Origin of the sequence: Stakelama flava, assembly GCF_019351405.1 — a bacterium.
Classification (GTDB): Bacteria; Pseudomonadota; Alphaproteobacteria; order Sphingomonadales; family Sphingomonadaceae; genus Sphingomonas; species Sphingomonas flava_A.
In genome coordinates this window covers 1-17,246 of the sequence record NZ_JAHWZX010000005.1, presented here as the reverse complement: position 1 = coordinate 17,246, position 17,246 = coordinate 1, and the positions used below count along the sequence as shown (strand labels likewise).

21 protein-coding genes and 1 tRNA gene are annotated in these 17,246 nt (G+C 65.8%); 19 read left to right on the top strand and 3 right to left on the bottom strand.

The window, feature by feature from the left end; translation table 11 throughout:
• The first annotated feature begins 98 nt into the window (after nucleotides 1-98).
• Nucleotides 99-1,208, top strand: coding sequence for a phage portal protein (locus tag KY084_RS06820; protein ID WP_219237710.1), 1,110 nt, complete (start codon nucleotides 99-101; stop codon nucleotides 1,206-1,208).
• An 86-nt stretch (nucleotides 1,209-1,294) separates the two neighbouring features.
• Here the strand turns inward: KY084_RS06820 and KY084_RS06815 are convergent, their stop codons facing one another.
• Complete coding sequence (locus KY084_RS06815) at nucleotides 1,295-1,477, bottom strand: hypothetical protein (protein WP_219237709.1); 183 nt, start codon at nucleotides 1,475-1,477, stop codon at nucleotides 1,295-1,297.
• Between the two features lie 49 nt (nucleotides 1,478-1,526).
• Between KY084_RS06815 and KY084_RS06810 the strand changes: the two genes are divergently transcribed.
• From KY084_RS06810 to KY084_RS06735, 16 genes are all read left to right on the top strand, one after another.
• Nucleotides 1,527-1,835 (top strand): DUF6127 family protein, encoded by a 309-nt coding sequence (locus tag KY084_RS06810; protein ID WP_219237708.1) that lies wholly within the window; start codon nucleotides 1,527-1,529, stop codon nucleotides 1,833-1,835.
• Nucleotides 1,832-2,221 carry an HK97 family phage prohead protease gene (locus KY084_RS06805; RefSeq protein ID WP_219237707.1) on the top strand — a complete coding sequence of 130 codons (390 nt, stop codon included), beginning with the start codon at nucleotides 1,832-1,834 and terminating at the stop codon, nucleotides 2,219-2,221. Before KY084_RS06810 ends, KY084_RS06805 begins: the two co-directional genes overlap by 4 nt.
• Complete coding sequence (locus KY084_RS06800; RefSeq protein WP_219237706.1) at nucleotides 2,218-3,279, top strand: phage major capsid protein; 1,062 nt, start codon at nucleotides 2,218-2,220, stop codon at nucleotides 3,277-3,279. The genes KY084_RS06805 and KY084_RS06800 overlap by 4 nt, the downstream gene beginning before the upstream one ends.
• A 63-nt stretch (nucleotides 3,280-3,342) precedes the next feature.
• Nucleotides 3,343-3,909, top strand: a complete 567-nt coding sequence (locus KY084_RS06795) for a head-tail connector protein (protein WP_219237705.1) — start codon at nucleotides 3,343-3,345, stop codon at nucleotides 3,907-3,909.
• A 5-nt stretch (nucleotides 3,910-3,914) separates the two neighbouring features.
• Entirely contained in the window at nucleotides 3,915-4,118 is a 204-nt protein-coding gene (locus tag KY084_RS06790; RefSeq protein ID WP_246586963.1) for a hypothetical protein, read from the top strand.
• Nucleotides 4,106-4,513: a tail completion protein gp17 gene (gene gp17, locus KY084_RS06785; protein ID WP_246586962.1), complete on the top strand. Its 408-nt coding sequence runs from the start codon at nucleotides 4,106-4,108 to the stop codon at nucleotides 4,511-4,513. The genes KY084_RS06790 and gp17 overlap by 13 nt, the downstream gene beginning before the upstream one ends.
• A gap of 12 nt (nucleotides 4,514-4,525) precedes the next feature.
• Nucleotides 4,526-4,933, top strand: coding sequence for a phage major tail protein, TP901-1 family (locus tag KY084_RS06780; RefSeq protein ID WP_219237703.1), 408 nt, complete (start codon nucleotides 4,526-4,528; stop codon nucleotides 4,931-4,933).
• Nucleotides 4,930-5,241, top strand: a complete 312-nt coding sequence (locus KY084_RS06775; RefSeq protein WP_219237702.1) for a gene transfer agent family protein — start codon at nucleotides 4,930-4,932, stop codon at nucleotides 5,239-5,241. Before KY084_RS06780 ends, KY084_RS06775 begins: the two co-directional genes overlap by 4 nt.
• On the top strand, nucleotides 5,238-5,435 hold the full coding sequence (locus KY084_RS06770; RefSeq protein WP_219237701.1) for a phage tail assembly chaperone: 198 nt from the start codon (nucleotides 5,238-5,240) through the stop codon (nucleotides 5,433-5,435). The genes KY084_RS06775 and KY084_RS06770 overlap by 4 nt, the downstream gene beginning before the upstream one ends.
• The gene (locus tag KY084_RS06765) at nucleotides 5,428-5,988 is read left to right on the top strand and encodes a tail tape measure protein (RefSeq protein WP_219237899.1); all 561 of its coding nucleotides are present in this window, start codon (nucleotides 5,428-5,430) and stop codon (nucleotides 5,986-5,988) included. Before KY084_RS06770 ends, KY084_RS06765 begins: the two co-directional genes overlap by 8 nt.
• Entirely contained in the window at nucleotides 5,988-8,276 is a 2,289-nt protein-coding gene (locus KY084_RS06760; RefSeq protein WP_219237700.1) for a DUF2460 domain-containing protein, read from the top strand. The genes KY084_RS06765 and KY084_RS06760 overlap by 1 nt, the downstream gene beginning before the upstream one ends.
• Nucleotides 8,277-8,278: 2 nt before the next feature.
• Nucleotides 8,279-9,085, top strand: coding sequence for a DUF2163 domain-containing protein (locus KY084_RS06755; RefSeq protein WP_219237898.1), 807 nt, complete (start codon nucleotides 8,279-8,281; stop codon nucleotides 9,083-9,085).
• A complete protein-coding gene (locus KY084_RS06750; protein WP_219237699.1) occupies nucleotides 9,082-9,489 on the top strand; it encodes a peptidoglycan endopeptidase in 408 nt (135 codons plus the stop codon). The genes KY084_RS06755 and KY084_RS06750 overlap by 4 nt, the downstream gene beginning before the upstream one ends.
• A gap of 1 nt (nucleotide 9,490) precedes the next feature.
• A complete protein-coding gene (locus KY084_RS06745; RefSeq protein WP_219237698.1) occupies nucleotides 9,491-11,644 on the top strand; it encodes a phage tail protein in 2,154 nt (717 codons plus the stop codon).
• Nucleotides 11,641-12,144, top strand: coding sequence for a DUF2793 domain-containing protein (locus KY084_RS06740; protein ID WP_219237697.1), 504 nt, complete (start codon nucleotides 11,641-11,643; stop codon nucleotides 12,142-12,144). Before KY084_RS06745 ends, KY084_RS06740 begins: the two co-directional genes overlap by 4 nt.
• 107 nt (nucleotides 12,145-12,251) lie before the next feature.
• Nucleotides 12,252-13,352: an OmpA family protein gene (locus KY084_RS06735; protein ID WP_219237696.1), complete on the top strand. Its 1,101-nt coding sequence runs from the start codon at nucleotides 12,252-12,254 to the stop codon at nucleotides 13,350-13,352.
• A 215-nt stretch (nucleotides 13,353-13,567) separates the two neighbouring features.
• Here the strand turns inward: KY084_RS06735 and ygfZ are convergent, their stop codons facing one another.
• Entirely contained in the window at nucleotides 13,568-14,311 is a 744-nt protein-coding gene (gene ygfZ / locus KY084_RS06730) for a CAF17-like 4Fe-4S cluster assembly/insertion protein YgfZ (protein ID WP_246586961.1), read from the bottom strand.
• Nucleotides 14,312-14,329: 18 nt separating this feature from the next.
• Between ygfZ and KY084_RS06725 the strand changes: the two genes are divergently transcribed.
• Nucleotides 14,330-15,655 (top strand): dihydroorotase, encoded by a 1,326-nt coding sequence (locus KY084_RS06725; protein WP_219237695.1) that lies wholly within the window; start codon nucleotides 14,330-14,332, stop codon nucleotides 15,653-15,655.
• A gap of 27 nt (nucleotides 15,656-15,682) precedes the next feature.
• Here KY084_RS06725 and KY084_RS06720 read toward each other — a convergent pair whose 3' ends face one another.
• Nucleotides 15,683-16,459, bottom strand: a complete 777-nt coding sequence (locus KY084_RS06720; protein ID WP_219237694.1) for a DUF1134 domain-containing protein — start codon at nucleotides 16,457-16,459, stop codon at nucleotides 15,683-15,685.
• Nucleotides 16,460-16,649: 190 nt separating this feature from the next.
• Here KY084_RS06720 and KY084_RS06715 point away from each other — a divergent pair.
• Nucleotides 16,650-16,742: transfer RNA gene (locus KY084_RS06715), tRNA-Ser, on the top strand.
• Nucleotides 16,743-17,246: the final 504 nt, after the last annotated feature.

The following is a 17,246-nucleotide window of genomic DNA, read 5'->3' as shown; positions in this document are numbered from 1 at the left end:
CAGGAACGGTTGAAACTCTGGGTTCCTGTGTTCGCAGGAACATGGCGGGGCGCTCTGAAGCAGTTGCGCGCGGCGTCAGCAAATCAAGGGAGGCAGCTATGGGATGGTTCGGCCGGAAAACGGCCGGGCGCGATGATGCGCGTCCGGTATTGTCGCGGGTGGGGGCGTCGGTCCCGGTGATCGGCGAATGGCCGCGAAGCTATGAAGCGCAGGTTCGCGAGGCGTATCTGGGCAATGCGGTGGCGCAGCGCGCGGTGCGGCTGGTCGCCGAAGGGGTGGGGTCGGCGCCGGTCGCAGCATCCTCGCCCGAACTTGCCGCGCTGGTGGCGAGTCATTCTGGCGGGCAGGGGCTGCTGGAAACGCTGGCGTCGCACCTGCTGCTGCACGGCAACGGCTATATCCAGTTGATCGCCGACGGCAGCGGCGGGGTGGGCGAATTGTTCGCGCTGCGCCCCGAACGGGTGACGGTCGAGCCGGACGCGCAGGGGTGGCCCGTCGCCTATCGCTATCGCGTCGGCGAGCGGGTGACGCGGCTGGCGGTGGAAGAGGAAGGCGGGCGGCCGCAGATCGCGCATGTCCGCAGCTTCAATCCCGTGGACGATCATTACGGGCTGGGATGCCTGGGCGCGGCGGCGGGCGCGGTGGCGATCCACAATGCGGCGGCGAAGTGGAACAAGGCGTTGCTCGACAATGCGGCGCGGCCCAGCGGCGCGCTGGTCTATGAACCCGGCGACGGGGCGTCGCTGTCGGGCGACCAGTTCGAGCGGTTGCGCACCGAGATGGAGGCGGCGTTCGCCGGCGCGGCCAATGCCGGACGCCCGATGTTGCTGGAAGGCGGGCTGAAATGGCAGGCGATGAGCCTGTCGCCCGCCGATATGGATTTTGTCGGGCTGAAAGCCGCGGCGGCGCGCGAGATCGCGCTGGCATTCGGGGTGCCGCCGATGCTGCTGGGCCTGCCGGGCGACAACACCTATGCCAATTATCGCGAGGCGAACCGCGCCCTATGGCGGCAGGCGATCCTGCCCCTGGCGGGCAAGATACTGGGCGCGCTGGAACAGGCACTGGGGGCATGGGCAACGGGCGCGACGCTTTCGGTCGATCTGGACCGGGTTCCCGCGCTGGCCGAGGATCGCGAACGGTTATGGGCGCAGGTCAGCGGCGCGGAATTTCTGAGCGATGCCGAGAAGCGGGCGATGCTGGGGGTTTGAGGTTTCGCGCCTCAGGCTAAGGGCGCCGCTTGGCTCTGGATTGCTTTGGCGGCTTTGCCGCCGCGCAATGACGATTGAAGGTGGTTTTAAGTCCAGGTGCCGTGAATGGCGGGCAGCGCGATGCGGCACACGCGGGCGTCGGCATCCCATTCGCCGCCATGGCTTTCGCATTTGCGCACCAGAATGATGTCCGACCACCACAGGAATATCAGCAGCGCGGCAAGCACTACCGCGATCAGGAACAGGATTCTGCCGGGCGAGGGGCGCATGCCCTTCCGGTAGGCAAGACGATGCCGACAGGCAAGGGGAGACGGGGCGATGAGCAACGGGCCGGTGCTGGCGCAGTTGATGGGCCAGGCGGAGGAAGAAGGCGCGGACCTGATAACGCTGCGCGCGATCGTCGAGGAGGCGGGCGAGCTGGGCGCGGTACGCGCGCTGAAACATCTGGGGCTGGATGATGCCAACGCAGCGAAGGACATGGCCGAGCTTCGCGAGCTGCTGGCCGCGTGGCGCGATGCCAAACGGTCGGTGTTGAAGGCGGCGATCGGGTGGCTGGTGCGGCTTGGCTGCGCGCTGCTGCTGATCGGGATCGCGGTACGCACGGGGTTTTCCGGATGGGTGAAATGAGCGTGCGGTTCGCGGGCTATGCCGCGGTGTTCGATGTGCCCGATCGCGGCGGCGACATGGTGCGCGCAGGGGCGTTTCGCACGGCGCAGGCGGTCCCGCTGCTGTGGCAGCATCGCGGTCGGCCGGTGGGCCACATCGAGATGCTGGGTGAAGACCGGCGCGGACTTCGGGTGATCGGAAGCGTGGGCGAGCCGGAACTGGCGGCGCTGGTCGCGCGCGGCGGGGTGACCGGGCTGTCCTTCGGATACCGGGTGCGCGAGGTGCGTCGGGGAACATATCGTGAACTAATCAAGCTCGACCTGATCGAGGTGAGTCTGGTGGCGCAGCCGATGCAGCCGCTGGCGAGGATTCATGCGGTGGTGCGTGAAGAGGAGGAAAATGCATGACGAGTGAAACCAGGAACGATGCGCTGGAAACCAGTTTCGACGCCCAAGCACGGGCCGGAGTGCCCGGCGCGCGGCCGATGCTGATGGGCGCGCGCGAACCGGCGGGCGAACTGTTCGGCGGATTTTTGCGATCGGGCGCGGGGGCGCTGGAATTGAAAGCGATGTCGGGCGCGAGCGATTCGACCGGCGGCTATGCGGTGCCGCAGGAAATCGATGCGATGATCGATTCGACGCTGAACGATATCTCCCCCATCCGCAGCATCGCCAATGTCGTGAAGGTCGGCAGTTCAGGCTATCGCAAGCTGGTGACCAGCGGCGGCACGCCATCGGGATGGACCGGCGAAACGGGCGCGCGGCCCGAAACCGAAACGCCAGTGTTCAACGAAATCGCCCCGCCGATGGGCGAACTATACGCCAATCCGGCGGCGAGCCAGGCGATGCTGGACGATGCCGGCTTCGATGTCGAAACGTGGCTGGCGGGCGAGATTGCGAACGAGTTTGCGCGTGCCGAGGGCGCAGCCTTTGTTTCGGGAAGCGGAGTCAACCAGCCAAAGGGGTTCCTGAACGTCGGAACGTCGAGCGCGGGGGACGCGGCGCGGGATTTCGGCACGCTGCAATATCTGCCGAGCGGTGCGGATGGGGCGTTCGGCGACACACCCGATGCGATGCTGATCGATCTGGTCCAGTCGCTGCGCGCGCCATACCGGCAGGGGGCGAGTTTCGTGATGAATTCGGCAACGCTGGCGCATGTGCGAAAGCTGAAGACGGCGGACGGCGCGTTTTTGTGGCAACCGAGCCTTGCCGCAGGCCAGCCCGCAACGCTGCTCGGCTATCCGGTGGTCGAGGCCGAGGATATGCCAGATATTTCGAGCGAATCGCTGTCGATCGCGTTCGGCAATTTCAGGGCGGGCTATCTGATCGCCGAGCGCAGCGCGACGCAGGTGCTTCGCGATCCGTACAGCAACAAGCCGTTCGTTCATTTCTACGCCACCAAGCGCGTCGGCGGGATGGTGAGCAATTCGGAAGCGATCAAGCTGATGAAGTTCGCCGCGGCGTGAACCGTCGGGGGCACCGGGTACGGTGCCCCCTTTTTCGCGAACCATCCAGAATGAGGAAATTCCATGCAACCAGCCTTTCCGGCGGCGGTGATCGCCGCCGCGTGCGCGGACGCCAAGGCGTATCTGCGCGATACTTCGGATGTGAATGATGCGCGGATCGAGGCGATGGCGGCTTCCGCGCTGGCGCTGGCCGAAGCGTTCACCGGGCAGGTGCTGGTGGCGCGCGATGACGAGGAAATGCTGACCGTCCGGCAAAACTGGACGCCGCTGTCGAGCGAACCGGTGACGGCGATCACGGGCGTTATCGGCGTGCCCGCCGAAGGAGCGAATTTCGTGCTGCCGGTCGGGGCATATTCGGTCGATATCGATGCACGGGGAATGGGCTGGGTACGCATCGTCCGGGCCGGGACCGCCGGACGGGTGCGCGTGCTGTTCACCGCCGGGTTGGCGAACGACTGGACGGCATTGCCCGCACCGGTGCGGCAGGGGGTGATCCTGCTGATCGCGCATCTGGCCGATGAACGAAGCGCAAGCGAAGCGCCGCCCGCCGCCGTGACGGCGCTGTGGCGTCCCTGGCGGCGGATACGGCTGGTGGATGCTGCCGAATTTCGTGCGGTGGCGGAAGGATGAAACGCATGTTCGAAGCATTGGAAGCGCACGTTGCGCGACGCGCCGAGGTGCGCGCCGAGATGGCGGCGGAACGGATTGCGGCGTCGATCCACGTGCCGGGCGTGCAAGCGGAAACGACGCAGGGCGGGGTGGTGCTTAGCGGACGCGGCCTGATGCGCCGCTGGATCAACGATGCGCGGTTGCGCTGGATCGCCGGATGGTCGGCATGAGCGCGGGCGAGCGGGCGCAGGCAGCGGTCGTCGCGGCGGTTCGCGCCGAATTGGACGGCGACGTGAGCGCGGTGTTCGACGCGCCGCCGGTGCGCAGCGCAATGCCCTACGCGCTGGTCGAGGAGCCGGTGCTTGCCGATTGGTCGACCAAGGATGCGCCGGGGCGCGCGGGTCGGGTGAGCGTGCTGGTGCACGACAGCGGCGAACGCCCGGCGCGGCTGCGCGCGCTGGCCGCCAGGATCGAGACGGCGGTGGCGGCGATGCCGTCGGCGCTGGGCGATGGGTGGCGCATCGCGGCGCTGACCCTGACGCGCAGCCGGATCGTCAAACAACGCGACGGACATTGGACGGCGCTGATCGAGCATCGCGTGGCGATGCTGCGCAGCGCGGATTGAGGGAGAAAAGGCATGGCGGCGGAAAAGGGAAGTGCGTTCCTGTTGAAGGTCGGCGACGGGGGAAAACCGGTCGCGTACCAGACGGTGGCTGGGCTGCGCACGACGCAGCTTTCGGTCAATGGCGAGATGGTGGCGATCACGTCGAAGGATTCGGGCGGCTGGCGCGAATTGCTGTCGGGCGCGGGGGTGCGGTCGGTGAGCGTGTCGGGGGCGGGCGTGTTCACCGGCTCCGCCGCCGAAACGCGGGTTAAGGGCAATGCACTGTCAGGCGGGATCGACGATTATCGGCTGAGTTTCGAAAGCGGCGAGACGATGAGCGGGCGGTTTCTGGTCACGCGGCTGGACTATGCCGGCGATCATAATGGCGAGCGGACCTATACGCTGAGCCTGGAAAGCTCCGGCCCGGTGGTGAGCGCATGAGCGGCGCGAATCCCGAACGCGGCGAGGCAGCGCTTCGCGTCGGTGGCGCGGTGCTGGTGCTGCGGCCCAGCTTTTCGGCGCTGGTCGCGGCGGAAGCCGAGCTGGGGCTGTTGTTCGCGCTGGTCGAGCGGGCGGCGGCGGGCAGGCTGGCGCTGGGCGAGATGGTGGCGCTGTTCTGGCACTGCCTGACCGACCTGCCCGAAGCAATGACGCGCGAGGCGTTCGGCGAGCGGGTGACGGCGGGCGGACTGGCACAGGCGACCCCTGCGCTTCGCACGCTGTTGCAGCAAATACTGGCGGGGCGGTGAGCGAGCGGTTCGCGCCTGCGGCGGGGCGGCTGGCCGGTGCGGCGGGGCTTTGGCTGGGCTGGCCTCCGCACGCCTTCTGGCAAGCCACTCCGGCGGAACTTGCTGCGGTGATGCAGGCCGCGCGAGGCGATGCGCCGCAGCCTGCGGATCGCGAGACGCTCACCCGCATGATGGAGGCGGATGGCGATGGATGAGGAAATCGAACGGCTGACGGTCAGCGTTCGCGCGGATACGGCCGCGTTTGCAAGCGACGTCGACGCGATGCGCAAAAGCCTGGACGGGCCGTTTGCCGATAGTGCGGCGCGCGCGGGGCGATCGGTCGAGAGCGCGCTGGTTCGCGCGGCGCGGACCGGGCAGCTTGGATTTGAAGACCTGGAACGGGTGGCGACCGGGGTGCTCGACAGCATCGCGGCCAAGGCGCTTCAGGGTGGGCTGGAAAGCCTGTTCGGGGCGAGCGAGGGCAGCGGCATATTGGGATCGCTGCTCGGCGCGCTGTCGGGGCTGCCCGGACGCGCGACCGGCGGGCCGGTCAGTCCGGGTCGTGCCTATATGGTCGGCGAGCGCGGGCCGGAATTGTTCGTGCCGACCGCGAGCGGATCGGTGGTCCCGCAAGGTACAGGCGGCGCGCGCGATGTTCGGGTCGCGATCACCGTCAATGCCAGTGGGCAGGACGCGCCGCGCGCGCTTTCCAAATCGAGCCGGCAGGTGGCGCGCGCGGTCAAGGCCGCGCTGGCGGGAGTGGACTGATGGGATATTGGCTGGCGCGCGAGCGGCGCGGGCAGGATGCCGACGTCATCACCCGGTTCGATCCGCGTTTTTGGACGGTGAACTTTCCCCGGCCGATGATGGCGGCCGTGACGAGCACCGCGCATGATGCGCTGCGCGTCGATTGCGTCTTTTATAAGCATGACGATCTCGCCGGGCTGATCTGGGCGTCGAAGGACGGTGAGGACCACCGGCTGCTCGCTTATGCCACGAACCGCGATTACCGGGCGTGCGCGCTGTCGTTTCGCTGGCGGTCGAGTGGTGTGTTGCCGCTCGACGCGGTGAACGGGCCGGTGCTGACGATCGAGGGACGCGATGCGCAAGGCGATGCGCGGGCATGGTATGTGCGGCTGTGGAATTACGCCAGCGGTGACCCCGACGATGCGGTGGTGACGCTTGATTTCGCGAATCTTGACGGGGGATTCACGCTTCCGGACGAAGCGGACCATGTCTGGGCGGGCGATGTCGACCGGATGTTCGTATCGCTGGTGCCGCCGGGATATAGCGGGAGCGCCGATGCGCTGAACGCGCCGGTCGAGGGGTGGATCGAACTGAGCGACATGCGCTGCACCGGCGCGGGAAGCGTCCTTGCCATCGGCGATGGAATCGCGCCCCAACATGGTCTGTCGATCGCGAACGGATATGACGACAGCTATCACCTGACGCCCGCGCGGGTGCTGCGCAATATGCTGATGCTCGGCTATCGCGGTGACATCGTCCATTATGTCGGGATGAGCCATTATTTCCGGCTCGAACCGGCGTCGGGCGGATTTTACGCCAGCCTGGCGGGCGGGGTGCTGAACACGGCCTGCGCGGCATGGCACGGCGATTTTGCACGGCGCGCCGCGGCGCTGGGGTTCGGCGTGATCTGGTCGCTTTCCTATGAACTGCTCGACCAGCATTGCTGGGGCGACTGGAAACAGCGCGCGGCGGACGGGACGCCGGGACTGACCGGATGGGAGCCGCCATCGGCGCTGCTGTCGCCAGCGCATGACGGGGCGATGGCATATCTGCGCGCGGTGGCGGTCGCTTTCGTCGGCATAGCGCAGGATGCGGGGCTGGCCGTGAAATTCCAGATCGGCGAGCCATGGTGGTGGGTGATGCCCGACGGGCGGCCGTGCCTGTACGACGCGGCGGCGCGTGCGGCGCTGAACGATCCGGTCGGGATCGCGAATGTGCGCGAGCCGCTGAACACGGCGCAAGTGGCGGTGCTCGACGCGGCCGGGGCCTTGCTTGCGCGATCGACGCTGGCGCTTCGCGACGCGGTGAAGGCGCGGGCCGGCGATGCGGTGGTGATGCTGCTCGCCTATTTGCCCACGGTGCTCGATCCGCAGGCGCCGGAAATGAAGCGGGCGAACCTGCCGACAGGATGGTCGCGGCCTGCCTTCGATATCCTGCAGCTTGAGGATTATGACTGGGCAAGCGCGGGCAATAGCGGCGCGACCGCGCGTGCCGTAGCGGCGGTCGAGGCGCGGCTGGGCTATCCACCGGACGAGCAGCATTATTTTTCGGGCTTCGTACTGAACGCCGAAGACGCCGGACAGTGGCGGGCGATCGACGCGGCGGCGCAAGAGGCGCGGGCGCGCGGGGTGGCCGCGACGTTCATCTGGGCATTGCCGCAGGTGATGCGCGACGGATTTTACCATTTCGACGAGGAGACGGCGGTGCAGCCTTTTGACGACGTGCTGTTCCCCCTTGCGCTGGGCAGCGAGGCGGAGGTGGCCCCCGAAGTGTCGACCGCGATCGTCACCAGCGCAGGCGGGCATGAGAAGCGGAATGCCGACTGGGCGGCGGCGCGCACGCGATATGATGTCGGGCCGGGGGTGCGGTCGGAAAGCGATATCGCGCTGTTGCTGGATTTCTATCGGGCGCGGCTCGGTCCGGCGCGCGGCTTTCGCCTGCGCGATCCGTTCGATCATGCATCGGGGCCTAAGACGAATCCGGGCGATCAGCCTGTCGGTGTGGGCGACGGGGCGGCGGTGCGCTTTGCCCTCGTCAAGACTTATGGCGAGAGCGAGCGGCGGATCACGCGGCCGGTGGCAGGGAGCGTGCGCATCGCGGTGGACGGGGTGGAGACGAACGGCTTCACGCTGGAGGAAGGCGGCTGGGTGGTGTTCGATACGCCGCCCGCCGATGGCGCGTGGGTGACCGCAGGCTTCGCCTTCGACGTGCCGGTGCGCTTTGCCGAGGATTCGCTGAGCGTGAACCGAGCGACCTTCCTTGCGGGCGCGGCGCCATCGGTTCCGCTGGTCGAGATACGCGAGGCATGACCATGGACTGGCTTGAGGGCAGGCTCACCACCCTGACATTCTGCTGGCGCATCGAACGGCGCGACGGGGTGACGATCGGGCTGACCGCGCATGATCGCGACCTGTCGATCGATGGGCTGAGCTATCGCGCGGCACCGGGCATCATGCCGTCCGCCATCGAACGCAGCGCGGACTTCACGCCGGCGAATGTCGAGGTGGCAGGCGCGCTTGCCGCCGAGGCGATCACCGAAACCGATCTTCTCGCCGGACGCTGGGACGGGGCGGCGGTGACGTTGTTCGCATGCGACTGGCAGGGCGCGGGCGAGCCGTTGACGCTTGCCAGCGGCACGATCGGCGCGATTGCTATGGAGGCCGGTCAGTTCACCGCCGAACTGCGCGGGATAGCGGCGAGCCTGGACCTGCCGGTCAACGAAGTGACCTCACCGGGATGCCGGGCGGAGCTGGGCGATGCACGTTGCCGGGTGGCGATGGCGGGGCGGCGGCGCTTCGCGCGGGTCACGGCTGTCGAAGATACGCTCGTGACGCTCGACCGGGCCGAGCCGTCGGCCAATGCCTATGGCTGCGGCACATTGCGCTGGATGAGTGGTGGCAATTGCGGGTTGCGCGATTCGATAGGCGCGTCGGAAGATGCAACGGTCACGCTGCGCCAGCCGCCGCGTTTTACAGGCGAAGGCGCGCTGGTCGAACTGATCGAAGGGTGCGACAAGCAACTTGCGACCTGTTCGGGTCGGTTTTCCAACACAGCCAATTTTCGCGGCGAGCCGTATCTGCCGGGTATCGATTTGCTGACCCGCTATCCGGGCGCATGAGTGCGAACGAGCGGGCCGCCGAAGCGGCAATGGCGCTGGTCGGCGTGCCGTTCCGGCTGCACGGACGCGATTGCCGCCGGGGGCTGGATTGCGTCGGGGTGGCGGTGGCCGCGCTTGGCGGCGAAGCGCGGCTGGGGCCGGTGATGACGGGCTATGCGCTGCGCAGCGGCGATGGCGTGGGCGCACAGGCCGCGCTGCGGCGAGCGGGACTGGAGCCGGTGGACGTACCACGGATCGGCGACGTGATTCTGGCGCAGGCCGGGCCGGGGCAGCTTCATCTGGCGGTGCTGGTGACTGGCGGAATCGTCCATGCCGATGCGGTGCTGCGCAAGGTGGTGTTCCGGCCGGGCGGTCCGCCCTGGCCGGTGGCGAGCGCCTGGCGCTTTTACAACGAGGAGAAATAGCATGGCGACGCTGGTGCTCACGGTGGCGGGTGGCGCGATCGGCGGGCCGCTGGGCGCGGCGATCGGAGCGACGCTGGGCCGGACGGTGGATCGCGAGGTGCTGTTCCCCGCCGCGCGGCGGGAAGGGCCGCGCTTGACCGAACTGGCGGTGCAGACCTCTTCCTATGGCAGCGCGATCCCGCATCTGTTCGGAACGATGCGGGTTGCGGGCACCGTGATCTGGTCGACCGACCTGATCGAACATCGCTCCACATCGGGCGGGGGAAAGGGATCAGCGAAGACCACGCAATACAGCTATTCGGTGTCGTTCGCGGTGCTGCTTTCCGCCCGGCCGGTGATCGCGGTGCAGCGCATCTGGGCGGACGGCAAGCTGCTGCGCGGCGCGGCGGGCGATTTCAAGGTGCAGACCGGGTTCCGCCTGCATCGCGGCGGCGAGGATCAGGCGATCGACCCGCTGATCGCGGCGGCGGAGGGCATAGGCGACACGCCCGCGCATCGCGGCTGCGCCTATGCGGTGTTCGAGGACCTGGACCTTACCGAGTACGGCAATCGCATCCCGTCGCTAACCTTTGAAGTGGTGGCGGACGAGGCGTCCGTCGATATCGGCACGATCGCCGATGCGGTCTCGCACGGGGTGGTTAGCGGGGCGACGGGCATCGAAGTGCTGGGCTATTCCGCCTATGGCGAGGATCGCCGCGCGATCGTCGAGCAACTGGCGGAGGCGAGCGGCTGCACGCCCGAACAATCGGCGGGTCGCATCACGCTTCACGGCGGCGTGGGCGAAGCGAGCGAGGTCGCAGATATGGCGGCGCGGGCGCAAGGCGATGAGGCCAATCCGCGATCGCGCAAGATTGCCGATGCGATGACATTGCCGACCGCAATGGAACTGGCGCATTACGATCCCGCCCGCGATTATCAGGCGGGGTTGCAGCGCGCCGGGAGCAATGCGGATGGGGTGTCGCGCAAGATTTCGCTGCCCGCCGCGTTGAGCGCGCAAGGGGCGAAGACGCTGGCCGAGCACGGGCTGGCCATGTTGCGCGCGGGGCGCGATTCGCGGCAGGTTGCGCTCGACTGGTCGGCAGCCGCAACGCCGACCGGCGGATATGTCACCATTGCGGGCGAAGCCGGCGAATGGCGGGTTACCGGCTGGTCGCTGGAAAAGATGGTGTTGACGCTTACGCTGAGCCGCGCGGTGGGTTCGGTGCCGCAGGTTGCGGCAAGTAACGGCCGGGTGCTGCCCGCGCCCGACAGGACCATTGGCCGAACGCTGATAACGGTGTTCGAATTGCCGCCGCTGGACGAAACGGCGTGGGACGCACCGCGCATCGGCATCGCCGCGTGTGGTGAGGGCGAGGGCTGGCGACAGGCGGCGTTGGTGCTGAGCAGCGATGGCGGCGCATCCTGGCGCGAACTGGGTGGCAGCGCACCGCCCGCGATCATGGGGGCGGTCATCGCGCCGCCGGGCATTGCCAGTGCACTGATCAGGGATGATCGCAATACGATCGAGATCGAGCTGTTCGCATCCAGCGCCGTGCTGAACCACGCCGACAGCCGGTCGCTGGATAATGGCGCCAATCTGGCCATGATGGGGAAGGAATTGTTGCAGTTCGCGACAGCCGAGCAGTTGGGGGACAGGCGCTGGCGGCTGAGCGGGTTGCGGCGCGGCCTGCGCGGGACCGAACGGCAGATTGGAAAGGCGAGCGCGGGCGACAGGTTCACCCTGATCGATCGCGACACGCTGACGGTGGCGGAGGTGCCCTCGGCGCGGATCGGCTCAACAATACTCATTCGTGCGGTGGGGGCGGGCGATCCGACGACGGGAACGCAGGCCGAGGTCGTCCTTGACGGGCGATCGGTCGTTCCGCCCGCGCCGGTTCATCTGCGTGCAGAGCGGATGGGGGGCGTGACGACCCTGCGATGGGTGCGCCGCAGCCGGACAGGGTGGCGCTGGATCGACGGGGCCGGAACGCCGCTGGGTGAAGATGGCGAACAGTATCTGTTCGATGCAGGCGACGGGGGCGCGTCGATTGAACTTTCCGAACCGCAATACCTGCCCGGCGGGCAGGACTGGTCACGGGCGGGCGTGGCGCAGATGGGCGATCTCGGACGGTCGCCCGCCGCATCGTTTATCAATGTCGAAGGAGAAAAGGCATGAGCGAGGATGTCACCGAGCGACTAGGCCTGCCGCTGCTATGGGCAGGGCAGGCGCAAAAGGAGATTTTTCATAACGAGGCGCTGACCCTGATCGACCTGAGCGTTCAGCCTGACGTGGTGGCGGTGGGAACCATTCAGCCGCCCGTCGACCCGTCGCCGGGCGATGCCTGGATCGTCGGCATGGGTGCGAGCGGCGACTGGGAAGGGCGCGATACGATGCTGGCCGGATGGACCGGGGGCGGGTGGCGTTTCATCGCACCGCGGCCCGGAATGACCGTCTGGTCGATTGCCGATACAGGCTTTGCCGTATTCCGCGACGAGCAATGGAGAGTCGGGGAGATCGATGGTCGAAGGCTGATAATCGACGGAACGCAGGTCGTCGCAGCGCAACAACCCGCCATCGCAAACCCCGAAAACGGAGAAATTATCGACACCGAAGCAAGAAATGTACTCAACGCAATACTTTACGCGATACGCGCCCATGGTTTGATCGCTTCATAAATATGTGCTTTTTGCGCAACATGGGTAGAAATTGTCGCCTTGCGTGGAAACCAACCTTTGGGTAGGGAGTTTGCGCTGTCCGTAGGACATTCAGAAAGGGGATTAAGATGCGCAAGCTCGTCGCTACTGTGGCGCTCGCTACGACCGCGCTAAGCACTCCCGCCCTCGCCCGCGATCATTCGTGGTATGTGGGCATCGATGGTGGTGCGACGCTGGTCGAAGATATCGACTATGACATCAGTGATACGACTACCGGAACCGTGGACAGCCATTATGGCTGGGACACCGATGGTGTCGTCGGTTACGACCTCGGCAAGTTCCGGCTTGAGGCGGAAGTCGGGTACAAGCGCGCCAGCGTGGATACCTATTCGGCCAGCGGCACGACGCTTGGCGTTCCGGCAGGCGTCTATGACAACGCCACCGGCAGCACCAGCGCGCTCAGCTTCATGGTCAACGGCCTGCTCGATTTCGGCGGTGAAGACGGTTCGGTCGGCGGCTTCGTCGGCGGTGGCGCCGGTGTTGCCCGCGTAAAGGCCAACAACTACGGCTTCTCCGGCGTCGGTACGTTCCTGGACGATTCCGACACGGTCTTCGCCTATCAGGGCATTGCCGGCGTATACGCTCCGGTGACCGACCATATGGACGTGTCGCTGAAGTATCGCTTCTTCTCGACGCTGGACGCCGACTTCGTCGGTGCTTCGGGCGAGACGTTCGAGGGCAAGTATCGTTCGCACAGCATCATGGGTGGTGTGACGTACAATTTCGGCGCGCCGACTCCGCCGCCTCCGCCGCCCCCGCCGCCGCCTCCCCCGCCGCCGCCGCCGCCGCCGCCGGCACCCGAGCCGGAGCCGGTTGCGTGCACCCCTGGACCGTACATCGTGTTCTTCGAATGGGATAAGTCGGACATCACGCCTGAGGCAGCGAGCATCCTGGATAACGCCATTTCGGCCTATTCGGATTGCGGCAACGCCCAGGTCATGCTGGCCGGTTACACCGACACCTCCGGTGCGGCTTCGTACAACGTTGGTCTTTCGCAGCGTCGTGCGCAGTCGGTTAAGACCTACATGGTCTCGCACGGTATTCCCGAGAGCGTGCTTTCGACCGAAGCGTTCGGTGAAACCAACCTTCGCGTTCAGACTGCTGACGGTGTCCGTGAGCTTCAGAACCGTCGTGTGGAAATCACCTACGGTCCGGGTTCGGGCATGTAAGATCGATTTTCATCGATCAACGAATTGGGGAGGTCGGCTTGCCGGCCTCCCTTTTTCTTTGTGAAAAGCCACCAGGCGGATGAAAGCGATGGCAACGCGGGTTCTGGTGTCGACCGCAGCCCGAAAAGGGGCTGTCTGTTCTCCAACCCTGTTTGGAGAATTGTCCCGAAAACGTTTGTCTGCCGTCGCGAAGTTCGGCAGTCTTGCGGCCCGAATCAGTCTTCGGTCAGCCAATCAGGCCAGTACGCTTCACCGAGCGCGTCGATTCGGCGATGTTCGACCACCAGACCTAGGTCGGGATAGCGCATCCGCACACGATCGCTTTCGTCGCTGAGCGGTGCGACCACGAGCCGGCGGTTGACCTTGCCGCGATAATGCATGCGCGCGGTGTTTTCCTGCCCGATAAAACATCCCTTGTCGAAGCTGACGCCATTCAGTTCGCGCGCATTGCATTCCAGCCAGAGCGTTTTTTCGGCACCCAGTTCGGCGACGCCTTCGGTGACGCCAAGCTTCAGCCGATGCGCTTGCCAATGCTGTGCGGGCCGTCCCTGCGGGGCAAGCCAGCGCCGACCCAATCGGGGGAGGCGTGGATCGGCAGCGCCTTCGGTTCCGTCGGCGCGCCAATGGACGCCGCCCTCCGCCGGTTCGATGGTGATCGGGCGGCGCAGGCGGTACAACGTAAGCCGCCGGATCAAGGCCTCGCGCTGCTCCGCCTCGCAATCGATCAGGATCGCTTCGCCATCATCCCAGAGGATGAAATCGAATAGCGCCTTGCCCTGCGCACTCAAAAGACCGCACCATTGCGGCGCGTCGGGCTTCACCAGATGGACGTCGCGAGTCACCAGACCCTGCAGGAAACCGCGCGCATCCTCCCCCACGACACGGATAAGAGCGCGGTCGGCGAGCCAGGTCGGCGGGCTGGTATCGGTCATGACGAACAGGTAGGAGCGGGGCACCATTTACGAAAGGGCCGCGCGATGAAGACTTTCGACCTGAAACTGACCGGAGGGACGGTGCATTTGCCCTCAGGTCCGGCGCGGACCGATATCGGGGTGCGTGACGGCAGGATAGCCGCGATCGGCGCGGCGGGCGATGCAGGCCAGACCATCGACTGCACGGGCCTGGATATTCTTCCCGGCGTCATCGACACCCAGGTGCATTTTCGCGAGCCCGGACTTGAGCATAAGGAAGACCTGGAAAGCGGCAGCCGCTCGGCTGTGCTGGGCGGCGTCACTGGCGTTTTCGAAATGCCGAATACCAAGCCAAATACCGACAGCGCCGAAGCGATCGAGGACAAGCTAGCGCGCGCAAAGAACCGGATGTGGTGCGACCACGCTTTTTACGTAGGTGCGACGGCCGCCAATGCGCCGGCGTTGAAGGATCTGGAACGGCTTCCCGGCACGGCGGGGGTGAAGATATTCATGGGCGCATCGACCGGCGACCTGCTGGTCGCTGAAGATGGCGAGCTGGCCCGTGTTCTGGCATCGGGAAGCCGCCGCGTTGCCATCCATGCCGAGGACGAAGCGCGGATGAACGAGCGTGCCGGGCTGCGCCGCGACGGCGATCCGTCTTCGCACCCCGAATGGCGCGACGATGAAAGCGCGCTTCTGGCGACGCGTCGCATCCTGAAACTTGCGCGCGAAGCGCGGCGTCGCATCCATGTGCTGCACATTACCACACCGGCGGAACTGGAACTGCTGTCGCAGCACAAGGACATAGCAACGTGTGAGGTAACGCCGCAGCATCTGACGCTGGCGGCGGAGGAGGCCTATCCTTCGATCGGGACGTTCGCGCAGATGAACCCGCCGATCCGTTCCGCCGATCATCGCGCCGGGCTATGGCACTGGATGGGGCAGGGGGTGCCCGATGTGATCGGATCCGACCATGCGCCGCACACGCGAGAGGAGAAGGCGAAGCCCTATCCCGCCAGCCCCAGCGGTATGCCCGGTGTACAGACCTTGCTGCCGTTGATGCTCGATCATGTTCATGCCGGGCGGCTGACGTTGCAGCGGCTGATCGACCTTACCAGCGCTGGGCCGCAGCGCGTATTCGGTCTGGTCGGCAAGGGACGGATCGTTGCGGGGTACGATGCCGATTTCACCATCGTCGATCTGAAACGACGCTGGACGGTGGGCGAAGACTGGCTCGCTTCGCGCGCGGGATGGTCACCCTTTGCTGACCGCGAACTCACCGGCATGCCGGTCGGCACGATCATCCGCGGCGAACGCGTGATGTGGGAAGGCGAACTCGCCGACGTCGCAGCGGGGCGGCCGATCCGGTTCGAAGCGAGCGCCTTTGTCTGACGCCAAGCCGCCCGCTGGCTGCCCCGGTCAGAACGGTAGCCAGCGTTGGTGGTCGCTGAATTTCATATAGCCGACATTGGCGCCCAGCCGCCAGCCGACGCCCAGCCGGACCGGGATGAGCACGATGTCGCCGCGACGCAGATAGCTGGCGGAAAAGCCGCCGACAAAATAGGCGCGCCCTTCCGCGGCAGGAAAGCGCTTATACAGGTCCTGCGTGTCGTACAGATTGTATACAAGGACGAAGACCTTGGTGGCGTCACCGCCAACGTCGAACCCAACCGACGGGCCGGTCCAGTAGACGGGACGTTGCCCCTCCACCTTGTGGAACAATGTTCCCGACCCATAGCGCAACCCCAGCACGAACGCGCCGGACGCTTCCCGGCCGGCAATATAGCCGTTGGGCTGTCCCTGATCGTGAAGAATATCCTCGATAATGCCTGCAAGGCCCTCGGCCCCCTTGCCGAACACCCCTTCCGCTGCGGCGATCAGATCGTCGCGTTCATAGGTATCGGCATTGTTCTGTACCGCAGCGGGTGGCGGCGTGGTGGACGGGGCCGGCGTTTGTTGCGGAACGGGGGCCTGCTGGCCTGAGGAATAATCATAATTCTGGACAGGCGCGGTGGTTTGGGCGGGATATGCCGCCGGGGGTGACTGCGAAGGCGTAATGCTGTTCGATTGCTGCCCGGAGGGATTCGACAGGTCTCCGTCGATCACCGTATCCGGATCGACTGTGTGAATCTGCGCCTGCGCCGGCGCGCTGACCGCCAGCATCGCCAGCAGTGATAGGATCCAACCTGTACGCATGAATTCCCCCGGGTCCGCCTTTTCGATCGAATGTACGTCACTATGCGCTACGCGCCTTAGCCTGCAATGAACCGAGCGACCACCCGACTCGCTTTCGCGATGGCCGGGGCAAAGTGCGACGGGCGCACAATGCATAGTTGATCCATACGAACAGCGTCGCTATACGGCCTCGCTCTGGCCGGTACACTTCGGAGACGTGGGTGAGTGGCTGAAACCAGCGGTTTGCTAAACCGCCGTATGGATAAATTCCGTACCGAGGGTTCGAATCCCTCCGTCTCCGCCATTTCTTGTAAATTTCGTTGAAATTCCAAGGGTTAAGCCACCGCCGCCCCACCGGCCTACGTCTTGGCCAACAACGAAATTCCGATGGCCGCGCGCTTGATTTCTTGCTGTTCGACGCGGCGAACTGTGCGACGAAATGATCCCCATTTGCGACGAACCGAACGGCGACCGTTCAATATCCCCCCTTTGTTGTTGAATAGGGGCGGCGCGCATCAAGCCTTCATCCAGCTACGTCCGATGGAGGCTAACGTGGTCAAGTTGTTGCGGTTGAAGTCTATGAGCGAGGCCACCGGCCTTTCGCGCGCTACCATCTATTCGCGCCTTCAAGCCGGGCTGTTGCCTATCATTACAGTTGCAATTTGGTTTTGAGGTGAGCCCGTTTTGCTGCGGCTTGATGAGCTCGCCTTCAGCATGACCAGGCGATGATGCAGGCAGGCTCGATCTGGCGTTGAGCGAGTTTGACGGCGATGCGCCGGACCTCCTGAACGGACCAGCGGATCAACTC

What these genes read in the sequence shown, in the direction of transcription:
- KY084_RS06820 (WP_219237710.1), top strand. Translation starts at nt 99, where the DNA reads ATGGGATGGTTCGGCCGGAAAACGGCCGGGCGCGATGATGCGCGTCCG.
- KY084_RS06815 (WP_219237709.1), bottom strand. Translation starts at nt 1,477, where the DNA reads ATGCGCCCCTCGCCCGGCAGAATCCTGTTCCTGATCGCGGTAGTGCTT.
- KY084_RS06810 (WP_219237708.1), top strand. Translation starts at nt 1,527, where the DNA reads ATGAGCAACGGGCCGGTGCTGGCGCAGTTGATGGGCCAGGCGGAGGAA.
- KY084_RS06805 (WP_219237707.1), top strand. Translation starts at nt 1,832, where the DNA reads ATGAGCGTGCGGTTCGCGGGCTATGCCGCGGTGTTCGATGTGCCCGAT.
- KY084_RS06800 (WP_219237706.1), top strand. Translation starts at nt 2,218, where the DNA reads ATGACGAGTGAAACCAGGAACGATGCGCTGGAAACCAGTTTCGACGCC.
- KY084_RS06795 (WP_219237705.1), top strand. Translation starts at nt 3,343, where the DNA reads ATGCAACCAGCCTTTCCGGCGGCGGTGATCGCCGCCGCGTGCGCGGAC.
- KY084_RS06790 (WP_246586963.1), top strand. Translation starts at nt 3,915, where the DNA reads ATGTTCGAAGCATTGGAAGCGCACGTTGCGCGACGCGCCGAGGTGCGC.
- gp17 (WP_246586962.1), top strand. Translation starts at nt 4,106, where the DNA reads ATGGTCGGCATGAGCGCGGGCGAGCGGGCGCAGGCAGCGGTCGTCGCG.
- KY084_RS06780 (WP_219237703.1), top strand. Translation starts at nt 4,526, where the DNA reads ATGGCGGCGGAAAAGGGAAGTGCGTTCCTGTTGAAGGTCGGCGACGGG.
- KY084_RS06775 (WP_219237702.1), top strand. Translation starts at nt 4,930, where the DNA reads ATGAGCGGCGCGAATCCCGAACGCGGCGAGGCAGCGCTTCGCGTCGGT.
- KY084_RS06765 (WP_219237899.1), top strand. Translation starts at nt 5,428, where the DNA reads ATGGATGAGGAAATCGAACGGCTGACGGTCAGCGTTCGCGCGGATACG.
- KY084_RS06760 (WP_219237700.1), top strand. Translation starts at nt 5,988, where the DNA reads ATGGGATATTGGCTGGCGCGCGAGCGGCGCGGGCAGGATGCCGACGTC.
- KY084_RS06755 (WP_219237898.1), top strand. Translation starts at nt 8,279, where the DNA reads ATGGACTGGCTTGAGGGCAGGCTCACCACCCTGACATTCTGCTGGCGC.
- KY084_RS06750 (WP_219237699.1), top strand. Translation starts at nt 9,082, where the DNA reads ATGAGTGCGAACGAGCGGGCCGCCGAAGCGGCAATGGCGCTGGTCGGC.
- KY084_RS06745 (WP_219237698.1), top strand. Translation starts at nt 9,491, where the DNA reads ATGGCGACGCTGGTGCTCACGGTGGCGGGTGGCGCGATCGGCGGGCCG.
- KY084_RS06740 (WP_219237697.1), top strand. Translation starts at nt 11,641, where the DNA reads ATGAGCGAGGATGTCACCGAGCGACTAGGCCTGCCGCTGCTATGGGCA.
- KY084_RS06735 (WP_219237696.1), top strand. Translation starts at nt 12,252, where the DNA reads ATGCGCAAGCTCGTCGCTACTGTGGCGCTCGCTACGACCGCGCTAAGC.
- ygfZ (WP_246586961.1), bottom strand. Translation starts at nt 14,311, where the DNA reads ATGGTGCCCCGCTCCTACCTGTTCGTCATGACCGATACCAGCCCGCCG.
- KY084_RS06725 (WP_219237695.1), top strand. Translation starts at nt 14,330, where the DNA reads ATGAAGACTTTCGACCTGAAACTGACCGGAGGGACGGTGCATTTGCCC.
- KY084_RS06720 (WP_219237694.1), bottom strand. Translation starts at nt 16,459, where the DNA reads ATGCGTACAGGTTGGATCCTATCACTGCTGGCGATGCTGGCGGTCAGC.